Origin of the sequence: Pontibacter qinzhouensis (assembly GCF_008017455.1) — a bacterium.
Lineage (GTDB): Bacteria > Bacteroidota > Bacteroidia > Cytophagales > Hymenobacteraceae > Pontibacter > Pontibacter qinzhouensis.
In genome coordinates, this window is record NZ_VRTY01000065.1 from 1 (window position 1) to 13,488 (window position 13,488).

General features: G+C 48.8%; 9 protein-coding genes and 1 pseudogene. All 10 read right to left on the reverse strand.

Annotation, left to right across the window (positions count from 1 at the left end; all coding sequences use genetic code 11):
• A pseudogene (locus tag FVR03_RS15955) lies at window positions 1-258 on the reverse strand (beta-glucosidase); the annotation flags it as partial.
• Window positions 259-396: 138 nt separating this feature from the next.
• Window positions 397-1,275: a glycoside hydrolase family 16 protein gene (locus tag FVR03_RS15960; RefSeq protein WP_255474253.1), complete on the reverse strand. Its 879-nt coding sequence runs from the start codon at window positions 1,273-1,275 to the stop codon at window positions 397-399.
• A gap of 565 nt (window positions 1,276-1,840) precedes the next feature.
• The gene (locus FVR03_RS15965) at window positions 1,841-3,244 is read right to left on the reverse strand and encodes a PKD domain-containing protein (protein WP_147922765.1); all 1,404 of its coding nucleotides are present in this window, start codon (window positions 3,242-3,244) and stop codon (window positions 1,841-1,843) included.
• 14 nt (window positions 3,245-3,258) lie between these two features.
• Complete coding sequence (locus FVR03_RS15970; protein ID WP_147922766.1) at window positions 3,259-4,758, reverse strand: RagB/SusD family nutrient uptake outer membrane protein; 1,500 nt, start codon at window positions 4,756-4,758, stop codon at window positions 3,259-3,261.
• Between the two features lie 19 nt (window positions 4,759-4,777).
• Window positions 4,778-7,927, reverse strand: a complete 3,150-nt coding sequence (locus tag FVR03_RS15975) for a SusC/RagA family TonB-linked outer membrane protein (protein ID WP_147922767.1) — start codon at window positions 7,925-7,927, stop codon at window positions 4,778-4,780.
• A gap of 584 nt (window positions 7,928-8,511) precedes the next feature.
• The gene (locus FVR03_RS15980) at window positions 8,512-9,474 is read right to left on the reverse strand and encodes a calcium/sodium antiporter (protein ID WP_147922768.1); all 963 of its coding nucleotides are present in this window, start codon (window positions 9,472-9,474) and stop codon (window positions 8,512-8,514) included.
• Window positions 9,475-9,577: 103 nt separating this feature from the next.
• Complete coding sequence (locus FVR03_RS15985; protein WP_147922769.1) at window positions 9,578-10,285, reverse strand: YebC/PmpR family DNA-binding transcriptional regulator; 708 nt, start codon at window positions 10,283-10,285, stop codon at window positions 9,578-9,580.
• Between the two features lie 316 nt (window positions 10,286-10,601).
• On the reverse strand, window positions 10,602-11,234 hold the full coding sequence (locus FVR03_RS15990) for an ABC transporter ATP-binding protein (RefSeq protein ID WP_147922770.1): 633 nt from the start codon (window positions 11,232-11,234) through the stop codon (window positions 10,602-10,604).
• Window positions 11,224-12,015 (reverse strand): acyl-ACP--UDP-N-acetylglucosamine O-acyltransferase, encoded by a 792-nt coding sequence (gene lpxA / locus FVR03_RS15995; RefSeq protein WP_147922771.1) that lies wholly within the window; start codon window positions 12,013-12,015, stop codon window positions 11,224-11,226. Before lpxA ends, FVR03_RS15990 begins: the two co-directional genes overlap by 11 nt.
• Window positions 12,012-13,406, reverse strand: a complete 1,395-nt coding sequence (locus FVR03_RS16000; protein ID WP_147922772.1) for a bifunctional UDP-3-O-[3-hydroxymyristoyl] N-acetylglucosamine deacetylase/3-hydroxyacyl-ACP dehydratase — start codon at window positions 13,404-13,406, stop codon at window positions 12,012-12,014. Before FVR03_RS16000 ends, lpxA begins: the two co-directional genes overlap by 4 nt.
• Window positions 13,407-13,488: the final 82 nt, after the last annotated feature.

The window sequence follows — 13,488 nt, forward strand, 5'->3', positions numbered from 1 at the left end:
AAGCGGTTCGAAGCTGGAGTAGCGGTTTTCGCCTTTCCCGATCACATCGAGTGTTATCTGCGCCATCTGGCCCACTTTTTCTTCGAGCGTCATCTGGCGGAGCAGTGCATCTACTTTCTGCTCAATTTCTGAAGCGGTGGGCGCTACATAGGTTGCTACTCGCTTGGCAGCTACTGTTTGCGGTTTTCGCTGAGCCTGGCAAGCTGTTAGGGTTAGAGAGAAGAGGAGTGCAGTAAAGGCTATCTTCGTTATGGTCATGATTTTTAAATTTTGATTGGATGTAGCTGCATTTTTGGTCAAAGAGGAGCCAGGGCACCAGCAAATGGAGGTGCCGCAGCATATAAAAAGCAGGCGAATGTTTTTTGCTAAGGTTGGTGCCGGTTGTTCAGAATAGACTTATTTCTCCACCATTTTATATACCCGCACATATTCCACTTCCATAGTTTGCGGATAAATGTCGGGGTCTATGCCTTGGGCGCCGCCCCAGTCGCCGCCCACGGCAATGTTGAGCAGCAGGTGAAAGCGCTTGTCGAAGGGCCACACGCTGTAGCCTTTGCCCTCGTTGCGGAACTCGAATACCAGCAAATCATCCATATAGCCACGCACGGCATAAGGTGTCCAGTCGAGGCGGTACACGTGAAAGTCGGAGCTGGCCGTAGGAATTATCTTGGTAGCTGTTTTTTGGGTACCGATGCTGTGGTGGTAGGCTTCGGTGTGCACGCTCATATGCACCTTGTTCTGGTCGTAGCCTACGTGTTCCATAATATCGATCTCACCTGATTTTGGCCAGTTGCCGTAGGCCCAGTCGGTGTGGAGCATCCAGATGGCGGGCCAGGTGCCTTTGCCAGTGGGGAGTTTGGCTTTTATTTCGAAGCGGCCATACAAAAAGTCGCCTTTGTTGCGGGTCACGAGCCTGGCAGATGTGTAGTCTTTGCCTTCTCTGCTTTCTTTACGGGCTGTAATGGTCAGGAGGCCGTTCGCGACACTGGCATTGCTGGCGCTGTTGGTGTAGTACTGCAGCTCGTTGTTGCCCCAGCCACTGCCACCAATGTCGTAATCCCATTTGTTGGGGTCGGGCAGGCCGTTATACGTAAACTCATCGGCCCAGACAGGTGTGGTTTCGAAGGCCCAGTTCAGGTCTTGCGGTGGTTTTGGTGCTGTAATTATTGGCCTGGGCGTGTCGGAGCCGGAGCAGCCGGTGCACAACAGCAACACCCAACATTTTACGAGCAGGGCAAGTGGCATTTTAACAATTGGGTTAGTATCAGAAATCATGTGTGTTAGCTTTTGTGCTCTTTCGTGTAGTGTAGGCCTTGGGTGTTTCTAACCGAAAATCCTTCGGAAGGCCATTTTTATTAGGATAATTGTTGGATGTTGATTGTTAAATTGTTTAATGGTTAAATGGTTGATTTGTAAAAAGATGTATTTTTAATGAGTGATCGAATGAATGAAAAATCCTCAACTCATAAACTTAACTCCTCACTTTTAACTAAAAAAAGTCTCGTGTCTTACGTCCTGTGGCCTGGGTCTTAAAAAAAGCCTTCGGAAGGCCTTTTTCATTAGAATAATTTGTTTTGCAGGAGGTGAAGTGGATTAATCGTTTTTGATTTCTTCCACTGTTTCACTTGTACCTTGTTCTAATTATTGTCATCCTGGAAGGATCTTGTGGGCAAGATGCAAAAGCAATGGCTATTGTCTTTGTTGTCTAAGTTCGCATAGTAACTATTTAACCATAATTGCAGCAGCTAATTGTTCTGATTAACACTGTTGAACAGGTGCGACAGCAGGAGTTGCGCTTTGTGAGAGAAGCAAAGGCTCCCTCACAAAGCGCAACTCTGCTTTAAGGCTCCAGGCTGAAATCGTCTATAAAGAAGATGCCAGGAATGTAGTTGCCTTCGCCGCCAATCTGAATCAGTACCCGGTCGAAATCAGTTCTGGTGGCATGGGCACTGAAGTCGAAGGTAAGCTCTACCCATTTATCAAGCACGGTGACGGTTTGTTTCACTTCGGCCTGGTTCTCCCATGGCGACCCGGAGGTGCCATCCTGCAGCTTCATCGATACCTGTTTCAGGAGGGTTTTTATAGCCCAGTCTTCTCCTGCCGCCGACACGAAATCGTTGTAGCTTGGCATAAATACTTTTAGTTTGAAGACGTTGCGCTGGCGCAGGTCCATTTTGTAGTCCAGGTCGATGAACAGGTTAGCGAAGGCAAATGGCTGGCCCTCCTGCTTTACGTACATGGCTACTTTAGGCGAGGTGTTGATCGGAAGAGGAGCAGGGTTGTCGTAGCTTTCCATAAAGGTAAGGGCATCTGTCTTCCATTCCACATTGCCCGGCTCATCGAAATTATCGTTCATGCTTTCGATTTTGTAGGGTTTTTCTTCTACCTCAACAGGCGGGGTAAAACCTTCTGGCACGAGCACGTAATTTCGTGTGCCAGCGCCTCCGCAGCAGGTTTTTTGAATGTGGAGCCGATTTTCGGTCAGTTCTATTACTTCGTACACGCCTTCTTTATCGTCCCAGGCAATGGTTTGGCTATTACTCAGCGAAAGCATGGTTTTACCACCTTCCTCGTAGAGACTCCACACACTGGCTGGAGGCGTGGCAGGTTGCGGCACGCATTGGTTTTCGGCTCCATCCAGAATGCCCCACATGGCACCACCGCTCTGGTTCTCAAACCTGAAGCCATCTAAGCGGAACACATATTTATCGTCTTTCATGCAATCGCTCTGGTCGGCCAGGGTCTGGTTCCACCACGATGATGGCGCATCTGCCGGACCTCCGAAGTTCATGGGGCCTACCGGATCGAACACCCAGGTTTTACCGGCTGTACTGCTGGCACCACCTGTCAGAGCGTTGTAGTCAGGCCGATCCAGCATCGAGAAATTAGTCTCGGCTATGTTGATAGTCTGCGTGTTAGAGGCAAAACCATCTTTGGTAAACACGGTGAGCTTAACGGTATATTCACCTTCCAAAGCGTAGGAGCCATTAACCTGGTTGCCCTCTGCCGTAGACCCGTTGCCCAGATCCCAAATAGCTTTAAAAGCTCCCGGAGTTTCGTTGCGGAACTGGATGATGTTAGGGTTTGTGCTGCTTGGGGTGGCTACAATTTTTACCATGTCGGAGCCCGGTGCGGGGCCAAGCTCGTAGGTGGAGCTGTCGGGGGAGCAGGCTGCCACAAAACCGATAAGCCAAGCAAAGGCCAGGTAAGAGCAGATTCGGTGCATTGGTATTTTATAGTTCATGGGATCTTTGCTGTTTAGTAACCTTGGTTTTGTTTAAGAGTGCCTTTGGTAATGTCTATCTCCTGCTGCGGAATGGGCAGCACCTCGTGCTTGTTTGCCTGAAAACCCAGTGGCCCCAGCACTGCTGCTGCTCTGCCAGTGCGTACCAGGTCGAAGAAGCGGTGCCCTTCAGTGGCAAGTTCCAGCTGGCGCTCCCGGTAAATGTTTTCGATGGTGACAGGCACAGCGGCTAGTCCTACCCGGGCACGAACGGCATCGAGCAGCTCTTTCGCTCTGCCTGCATTACCTCCGCTTCTTACCAACGCTTCAGCTTCCAGCAAATACGTATCTGCCAGGCGAATCTCGATTTCGTTTATAGGCCAGTTCAGCTCGGGGTTACCGGCACCACCATGGCGGTACGTTTGCAGCGGAGCGTATTTCCGGATAAAGTAATTGGTGTTCTGGTAGCGCTCGTTGTAGGTGGCACCGGCTGCGCGCATGGCGTTGCCATCTATAATGGTGTGCTCAAAGCGAGGATCGCCCTGCAGGGCATTTACCAGGTCGAGTGAGACAGGCGCAAAGCCCCAGCCGGAGGCAAAGGTGGGGCCGTTGTAGCCGTCGGGGCCAATAAACTGTGGCGCTACGTTGCCTTCTCCGCCGTTTACCCAACCCCAATCACCCCAGGAGGCCAGGTTAGAATGAGGTATCTCCAGAATAGACTCTGAATGGAATTTGTTTGCCGGATCGAAGATATCGCCGTAATTCTGTAGCAGTTGGTAAGCCCCGGATGTGTTAACTTCGTTAAACAAGCCTGCTGCTTCTGCCAGCCGGGCCGTGTTGTTCTGGTACATGATAACTTTGCCCAATATAGCGGTGGCTGCCCCTCTTGTTAAGCGGCCTTTTTCGGCAGTGGGTACAGTGGCTGGCAAGGCAGCACGGGCTTCGGTCAGGTCTTTCTCTATTTGCGCATACACATCGGTAGGGGCAGCTTGAGCCTGGCTGTAAAGCTCGCTGGTTGGTATGGCTGCTGTAAGTAAGGGCACATTTCCAAAAAAGCGCATCAGGTCAAAGTAGAAGTAGGCTCTCAGGGCTTTGGCTTCAGCCATTACACGTGTACTGAAAACCGGATCGAGACCGCTGGCTCCTTCCAGTTTAGACAGCAACAGGTTCGCTCTGTAAACGCCAGTAAAGTTCTTTTGCCACAGCCCAACCGAAGGAGTTATAAAAGGATCGATGGTGAAATTGTCCCAGCGTACCCAGGTTGGTTGGTCGGAGGCATCGGAGCCACCGGCATGTGCTTCGTCTGAAGCCACGGAGAGAAGCGGCATTTTCATGGTGTAGCCACCGCTGGTGCCCCATTGCATTACATCGTACACGGCTATCAGGCCCTGGTACACCTGCTCTTCAGTTTGGTAAAAGTTGCCTTCCAGTTCAGTGCCTCTGGGTTGCAGTTCCAGAAAGTCTTTATCGCAACTGCTGAAAACAGCTAAGCCGGATGCAAAAAGGGAGGAGAATATGATATGTTTCAGTTTCATGTGTGTTGCAGATTAAGAATTAAAAGCCAAGATTTACACCAACCATGTAGGAGCGGGCCTGCGGATATATGCCCCGGTCTACACCAAAACTGCCACCGCCAATCTCAGGGTCGAAGCCGGTGTAATTGGTGAAGGTGAACAGGTTGTTGCCGGTTACATAGAAGCGCACTTTGTTAAGGCCTGCCTTGCTGATCAGGTCCTGCGGCAGCGAATAGCCGAGTTGTAAAACTTTAATTCTGAAGTAAGAGCCATCTTCTACATAGAAATCGGAGCTGCGGCTGAAGTTCTGGTTCGGGTCGTTTATAGCCAGCCTCGGGAAGGTGTTAGAGGTGCCTTCGCCGGTCCAGCGGCCTAGTGCCTCGGTGGTCCAGTTAGCGCCTTGCAGGTCGTAGCGCCGAATGGCTTTAAACACATCGTTGCCTGCTATGCCTTGTCCGAAAACTATCAAGTCTAATCCTTTCCATTTGGCAGAGAAGGTAAAGCCGTAGGTCCAGTCGGGTGTTGGGTTGCCGATCATGGTGCGGTCGTCGTTGTCAATCACCCCATCGTTGTTAGTGTCTACGCGTCTGAAATCTCCTGGTCTGGCGTTGGGCTGGAGCTGCTGCCCCTCGCTGTTCAGATAAGTTGCTACTTCCTCTGCATTCTGGAAGATGCCATTGTTCTGAAAGCCGTAAAAGAAGCCAACCGGACGACCTACTTCTGTGCGGGTAAACACCTCGCCGGAAGGCCCGAAAACCTGCCCGTTCAGGAACTCCTTGTCTTCGCCCAGAAAGGTTACTTCGTTTTTCAGGTAAGAAGCGTTGCCGCTAACATTGAAGGTGAAGTCGCCAATGGTTTTGCCGTAGCCTAACTCTATTTCATAGCCTCTGTTCTCCATGTCGGCGATGTTACCCACCGGGCCGTTGTTGCCAGCGTACCACGGAATGGCAATATCGAGCAGCATGCCGGTTGTTTTCTTGTTGTAGATGTCGAAGGTCAGGTTAAAGTCCTGGAATAAAGTAGCTTCAAATCCGAAGTTGGTCTGGGAGGTTTCTTCCCAGCGCAGATCGGGGTTAGAGAGCGCATTAGGGCTAACACCGTTTATAAGCCTGGCATCGGTGCCATAGCCGAGGGTGTAGTAGCGGCCACCACCCACAGTAGGCAGGTACCGGAAGTCACCGATCTGGTTGTTGCCATTTACACCATAGGAACCACGTATTTTCAGGAAGTTAACGGCATTGTTCTCCGGAAAGAAATTTTCGCGGGAAACCACCCAACCCACTGAAACAGATGGGAAAACGCCGAATTTGTTGTTAGATCCAAAGCGGGAGGAACCGTCGCGGCGCACAATACCTGTAAAAAGGTAGCGTTCGTCGTAATTATAAATAACCCGGCCAAAAAGGGAGGCCAGCGTTTCCTGGTATTCGCTGCCGGAGAACAACTGGTTCTCGTTGGCTACCGGAAAGGCTAAAGAAGCTTCTTCGAGGTTAGTAGCCGGGATGCCTGATTTGGTGCCACCCTGCTGCTCACCATAATTTCGTTGGGCAGATGTACCGGCCAGAAGTGTTAAGTTATGCAGCCCAAAGGAGCGGGTATAGGAGGCGGTGTTTTCGAGGAGCCAGAACATACCGCGGTTTGCGTTGCGGGTATAATCGTTGAGGGTGTTGTTAAAAGTGCCGCTCAGGTAATACACTGGTGCAAAGCTTTGGTCGCCCCAGAAGGCCAGGTCAACGCCCATGCTCGATCGCAGCTTTAAGCCCTCCAATGGTTCTATTTCAGCAAACACGTTACCCACAATTTTATCGGACCAGCCTTTGTTCTGTGCCACCGCCAGAGCTGCCACCGGGTTCAGGATTTCAGAGAAAACATACTGCGAAATACCATACGGTCTGCCCAGGGCATCGCGCACCACCGGCTGATCGGTAAAAGGAGGCGCATTGAGCCTGGAAGGATCGGTTTCGATAACCGGTGTAATAGGGTCCATGTTAATGGCGCGGTTAAGCGGAGAGCCCCACTCGCTATTCGGTTCAACACCAATGGAGGAGGTGCGAGTGTAGCCGAGGTTGTTACCAAAGGTGATGGCTTTGGTAACTTTATGAGAAGAATTCAGCCGAACCGTAAACCGCTCGTACTTCGAATTGTCGGGTGCTACAATGCCTTCCTGGTTCCAGTAACCGAACGAGGCATAATAAGTAGATTTTTCGCTACCGCCTGAAACGCTTAGTTCATGGTTCTGGATGGGGGCATTGTTGCTGAACACGGCATCCTGCCAGTCTGTACCCTGCCCCAGAGCTGCCGGGTCCTGAAAACGGATAGGGCCACCACCTGCTGCACTGGCTTCGTTGTAAAGCGTGGCGTACTCGCGGGCATTTAGCAGGTCCAGCTTGCGCCAGGGAGCCTGTGTGCCAAAAAAACCGTTGTAATTAACGGCCATTTGTCCACTCTTGCCTTTCTTGGTTGTTACTATAATAACTCCGTTGGCAGCGCGTGCGCCGTATATAGCAGCCGAAGCTGCATCTTTCAACACTTCAATCGACTCGATGTCGGCCTGGTTCAGGTAATCGATGCCTCCACCAATCTGCACACCATCTACTATATAAAGTGGGTCGCTGTTGTTGATAGTGGTGGTGCCCCGCACTCTTACGGTAGAGGCTGCCCCTGGCTGGCCTGAGTTCTGCGTAATGGTAAGGCCGGAGGTTCGGCCCTGTAGTGCCTGCTCCACCCTGGTAATCGGCATGTTCTCCAGGTCGGAGGAGCTTACACTTGAAATAGCCCCTGTTACCACGCTTTTCTTCTGCACGCCATAGCCCACTACCACCACTTCCTCCAGTGAGTTGGCATTTAAGCTTAAAACTACGTTTGCTGTGGATTGGCCCGGTGCAACCTGCACTTCTTTAGTTTGGTAGCCCAGGTAGGAAATGACCAATGTACCTCCTTCATCCGGAATGCTAAGGCTGTAGCGGCCATCCAGGTCTGTTGTAGTACCTGTAGTGGTTCCTTTGAGTCCGACACTTGCGCCGATTAACAACTCTCCGGTAGGGCCTGTTACCACACCAGTTACCTGCAGGGCATAACTGGCAATAACAATAGGCGGAGCTAGCGCCTCAGTTGGTCCTGCAAAAGCAACTGCCGGGAAACAGACGGTTGCTGAAATTGCACAATTAAATGCTAAGTAAAAGTATTTTCTCATATCATGTTTAATTGTTAAAAGGCGTTTGTTCTTGTTTAGTTAGTTGTAAGCAAAAGGAATACTTTGTAAAAAGTAACTAATGTTTGTGAGTAATGCTAAGAAAATAATGCTTGATATATTCTTTTCTTTAACTAAATACTATAGCAGGTGGGGAAAATTAAAATTGATGTTGGAAAGCTAAAGAGATTACACGTAACTAACGAATATTAGTATACTGCACTGCTACTTTTCAACTACTTCATTACTACGTCAATTATAAAAATAGCGTTTTTTGAGCTAAAAAAGGGATTTGTTTTTCTAATATTTAAGACTAACCAGGAGAGGGAGAGATACTGAGAGAAAATAGAAACCGAGGCTTAGCGTAGCTGCATAGCCAGTTTGACGTACCGTAAAAGACAAATGCACCAGGTGCTTAAATAACCTGGTGTAAAGTTTATGGTCGCTCTGCAATATTAAATAAAAGTCAAGCACATTTTAAGTTATAAAGCGCAGTTAACAACATTGGATTAAAGTGCCCGGGAGCATGTTCTAAATGTTGCGAAACCAGATGAAAAGGTATTAATTGTATAATTTACAGATATTAATTAGCCACGATTAATCAGAAAGATAACATATACCACATACACCAGCAAAAAGAGGATACCATTCCAGCGGTCGATCGCGTTTTTCTTTCCGACAGGGATGGCTACAATCAGGAGAGTACTTGCAAATATCATCATCACGATATCTGTATTACTCACTACATCGAAAGGAAGCGGGTTAATAATGGCACTGATCCCTAATATCCACAGCAGGTTAAAGATGTTGGAGCCGATAACATTGCCAACTGCAATATCGATGTTGCGACGGTAGGCAGCCATAGCTGAGGTAACCAGTTCCGGCAGCGATGTGCCGACAGCCACTACTGTAAGCCCCACCAGCGACTCGCTCATACCTAATATACCGGCTATCTGAACAGCACCATTTACCACCCACTGCCCCCCGAAAAACAAACCCACCACACCAAGCAGAATGTAGAGCATAGACTTGCCCATCGACATAACCGGACCGGTGTCTTCTTCTGGTTCAGGGTCGTTGTTCGTTTTGGCTATGTTATAAATGTAAGCCATAAACAACACAAAGAAGAACAGCAGAATGCCACCATCTGTTCTGCTTATGTGCAGGTATTTATCTCCCTCAAACAAGACCGCGTTGGCCAGGAAACCTACCAGTAAGGTGGCTATGAGCGAAAAAGGTATTTCGGTGAGAACGGTGTTGCGCTTAATGGGTAGGGTACAGATAAGGGCGGCAATACCGAGAATGAGCAGGAGGTTAGCCACATTGCTACCAAAAATATTACCAATTGCCAGCTCTGAATTACCTGACATGCTAGCGATGATGTTGATAATGAGTTCGGGCAGAGAAGTTCCGAAAGATACAATGGTCAGGCCCACCACCATATCTGAAATATTGTAACGTTTGGCGAGGGAGGTGGAGCCGGTAACAAGAATATCAGCTCCTATAATTAACAAAACAAACCCTGCAATAAATAAAATATATGTAAGCATGTGGCCTCCGGCTTAGTGGGTGGTGTTCTGTTGGTTTTAAAAAGAAAGCTGCCCGATGTGGTGAGCACCGGACAGCTTTCTGATATTGATTACACAAAATGTATTAAAGCATATTATGATAAACCGCCTGTACGTCGTCGTCTTCTTCTATCTTCTCAATCAGGTTCTCTATTTCTTCTGCTTGTTCGTCGGTGAGTTCGGTGCGAGTGTTCGGTATGCGTTGCAACTCGGCCGTTATCACGTTCAGCCCTTTTTCTTCCAGCGCTTTTTGCATGGTGCCAAAGTCGGTAAAGGCGGTTTCTACTATAATTTCACCTTCGTGCTCATAAATATCGTCGGCACCAAAATCTATTAGCTCCAGCTCCAGTTCTTCTATGTCTACGCCTTCGGTGGCTATTTTAAAAATGCCTTTACGTGTGAAGATAAAGTCGAGGGAGCCGGTTTTGCCTACTGCGCCTCCTGCCCGTGAAAAGTATACCCGCATGTTGGCAACGGTACGGTTAATATTGTCGGTAGCAGTCTCTACCAGAATGGCAATGCCGTAGGGGCCGTAGCCTTCGTACACTACTTCGTCGTAGTTTTTTTCTTCTTTAGAAGAGGCACGTTTTATGGCAGCCTCTACACGGTCTTTGGGCATGTTAACGCCTTTGGCGTTTTGTATGGCAGTGCGCAAACGGGCATTCGATTCCGGGTTCGGACCACCTTCTTTTACTGCTATTACAATTTCTTTACCCAAGCGGGTAAAGGCCTTCGACATTTTATCCCAACGTTTAAACTTACGGGCTTTTCTAAATTCAAATGCGCGTCCCATCGTGTCTGGTTATAGTGTTGCTGCAAAGTTAGGGAAAATGGCAAATAGATATAAATTAGTTAAGCGTTAAAAGCAATGAGTTTTTTGTTCCGTCAGAATTTTTCAAATGAAATGGGCCTTCCGAAGGCAAAAAAGATATTAGATGCTAGATTATAGATGTTAGACCTTTAATTAGTTAAAGGTTAAAAGTCTTCATTCACTCATCTTCAAATTTCCAAATTAACCATCAAACAATTTAACAGGCAGCAATCAAATTATTCTAATGAAAATGCCCTTCCAAAGGATTTTTGCGGTGTAAAGGCTCAAGGGTAAGAGGTTAGCGGCGGCTTACCGGGTGAAAATCGGTGATGTGGAGACGCTGTTCGCAGAAGCCGTACTCATGCTCTATGTTTGAGCCAATGATAACAATGCGGTCGGTTTTGTTTAGGTCCACATGCTCCTGGTACCAGGCAATTCCTTCGGAGTCGAGGTTAGTGGTTGGTTCGTCGAGCAGCAGCAGGGGCGTATCGGCGTAAAGGGCCAGCCCCAGTTTCAGGCGCTGCTTCATGCCCGACGAAAAGTCTTTCACAAACTTGTTACGCGCTTTGGTAAGGCCCATGCGCTCTATAAGTTGCCCGTGGCTGATGTTGTGCCGGAGTGGCTTAAAGTTGGCATGAAAGGAGAGCATTTCGTGCAGCGTAAACTCCTCCACCAGTTCCAGGTAGGGGGCCGTAAGAGATAATTGACGGAAAGCTTGTTCGGGGGCAATGGGGCTGCCGGAAAGCGAATAGGAGAGTTCGCCTTCGCTGGGCAGGTTGTGGCCTGCAATTAGTGTAAGAAGAGTGGACTTCCCGGAGCCATTGTGGCCCAGTATGGCATAACTGGAGCCAGACTCAAACGTAAAAGTCAGGTTCCGGAAAATCCACTCGTAATTGTAGCGTTTACCTAAATTGCTTAGGTTAATTAGCATCTTTTGAAAAATATCCTTTAATAATGCCACGACCCGAGTTTCGGATAAAGTTAGTTATCTCGTCGCGTTCGGTACTTGGCATCAGGTCCAGCTCTATTTTATCGAGGGCCTGTGAGTTGTTGAGGCCGCTCATAAACAGGAAGCGGTAAATCTGCTGTATCTCGTTTATCTGCTCGCTCACAAAGCCTCTGCGGCGCAAACCAACCGAGTTAATGCCGGCATAGGAAAGTGGCTCACGAGCAGCTTTAACATAGGGTGGCACATCTTTCAGCACCAGGCAACCACCAGAAATAAAGGCATGCGAACCGATTTTAACGAACTGATGAATGGCGCTCATGGCACTTACAATGGCATAATCACCAACCTCTACGTGACCAGCCATTTGCACCGCATTACCGATAATGCAGTTGTTGCCTACCATGCAGTCGTGGGCAATATGGGCATAGGCCATAATCAGGCAGTTGCCGCCCACCACAGTCTTCATCTTGTCTATGGTGCCGCGGCTAACGGTTACATATTCTCTGATGACGGTGTTATCGCCAATGATGGCAGTTGTTACCTCACCGGCAAATTTAAGGTCTTGTGGTACCGAGGCAATAACAGCGCCCGGAAAAATCTTACAGTTTTTGCCAATACGTGCTCCTTCATTTATGGTCACGTTTGGGCCGATCCAGGTGCCTTCGCCTATTTCTACATTTTTATGAATAGTAGAGAAAGGTTCTACAACAACGTTCTGAGCTATTTTTGCCTCCGGGTGGATGTATGCTAATGGCTGGTTCATGCGTCTTTTTTAACAATCATTGCCGACATTTCTGCTTCAATTACCAGTTGACCATTTACAAAGGCCTGACCAGCCATTTTGGCAATACCGCGCTTGAGAGGAGCCAGCAGTTCACATTTAAAGATAATCGTGTCTCCGGGCACTACTTTGCGCTTAAAGCGGCACTTGTCTATAGCCAGAAGGTAAGTCCAGTAGTCATCGGGGTTGTCCATGGCGTTCAGCACCAGAATACCACCCGTCTGTGCCATAGCCTCTATCTGAAGCACGCCTGGCATAACCGGATTGTTCGGGAAATGGCCCTGGAAAAAAGGTTCATTCATGGTCACGTTCTTGATGCCCGCTACCATGGTGTCGTCCAGATGAATAATTTTGTCGATCAGCAGGAATGGATACCGGTGCGGCAGAGTAGCTGCAATCTGGTTAATATCCATTACCGGCGGCTTTTTGGGATCGTAAGTAGGGATGTTCTTAATAACCGACTCCTGAATAAGCCGCTTCACTTTTTTGGCGAAGGCTACGTTGGCCGCATGGCCTGGCCGGGCAGCCAGAATCTGGCCTTTTATCGGTCTTCCGATCAGGGCCAGGTCGCCGATCAGGTCGAGGAGCTTGTGGCGGGCCGGTTCGTTTTTAAAGCGAAGCTCTGTGTTGTTCAGTATGCCTTCTTCCTGCACCGATACTTTGGGCTTGTTCAGCAACTCCGACAGGTGCGCAAGTTCATCTTCCTGCACCACACGGTCTACTATAACAATGGCATTATCGAGGTTGCCGCCTTTAATAAGATTTTGCTTGAAAAGGGCCTCCAGCTCATGCAAAAAGCAGAACGTTCGGCAAGAGGCAATTTCTTCCTGAAACTGCGTGATATCGGTAATAGAGGCATGCTGGCTACCCAACACCGGCGAGTTATAATCCACCATTACAGTCAGGCGGTAATCATCGAGGGGGAGGGCTGCTATTTCTACGCCACGGGCATCGTCTTTGTAGCTAATGCCTTTGGTTATTTCAAAGTAATTGCGGAGCGCATTCTGCTCCTGCATGCCAACAGAGATTAAAGCCTTTACAAACTCAATAGCCGAGCCGTCCATTATAGGAGGCTCAGGACCGTCCAGCTCAATCAGCACATTATCTATCTGCAGGCCTACGAGTGCCGCCAGGGTATGCTCCACTGTGTTTACGCGTGCTCCGTTCTGCTCTATGGTGGTGCCGCGCGAGAGGTCTACCACATTATCCACATCCACGTTCACAAGCGGCTGCCCGGGCATATCTATCCGCTGAAACTTATAGCCATGGTTGGCAGGGGCAGGCTTAAACGTCATATTAGACACGATGCCAGTATGCAATCCAATGCCAGTAACGGTTACAGGAGCCTTTATGGTGTGCTGTTTTTCGTTCATTAATGTAATACAGTGTTTTATAGTTGGGCTTTGTATCACAAAGGGAGCAGAAAGACTGTCTTTTGCCATACAAGCTACCGGG

Excerpts from the sequence above, each read along its gene's own strand:
- FVR03_RS15975 (WP_147922767.1), bottom strand. The coding sequence starts at position 7,927 with ATGAGAAAATACTTTTACTTAGCATTTAATTGTGCAATTTCAGCAACC.
- FVR03_RS15960 (WP_255474253.1), bottom strand. The coding sequence starts at position 1,275 with ATGATTTCTGATACTAACCCAATTGTTAAAATGCCACTTGCCCTGCTC.
- FVR03_RS15970 (WP_147922766.1), bottom strand. The coding sequence starts at position 4,758 with ATGAAACTGAAACATATCATATTCTCCTCCCTTTTTGCATCCGGCTTA.
- lpxA (WP_147922771.1), bottom strand. The coding sequence starts at position 12,015 with ATGAACCAGCCATTAGCATACATCCACCCGGAGGCAAAAATAGCTCAG.
- FVR03_RS15985 (WP_147922769.1), bottom strand. The coding sequence starts at position 10,285 with ATGGGACGCGCATTTGAATTTAGAAAAGCCCGTAAGTTTAAACGTTGG.
- FVR03_RS15965 (WP_147922765.1), bottom strand. The coding sequence starts at position 3,244 with ATGAACTATAAAATACCAATGCACCGAATCTGCTCTTACCTGGCCTTT.
- FVR03_RS16000 (WP_147922772.1), bottom strand. The coding sequence starts at position 13,406 with ATGAACGAAAAACAGCACACCATAAAGGCTCCTGTAACCGTTACTGGC.
- FVR03_RS15990 (WP_147922770.1), bottom strand. The coding sequence starts at position 11,234 with ATGCTAATTAACCTAAGCAATTTAGGTAAACGCTACAATTACGAGTGG.
- FVR03_RS15980 (WP_147922768.1), bottom strand. The coding sequence starts at position 9,474 with ATGCTTACATATATTTTATTTATTGCAGGGTTTGTTTTGTTAATTATA.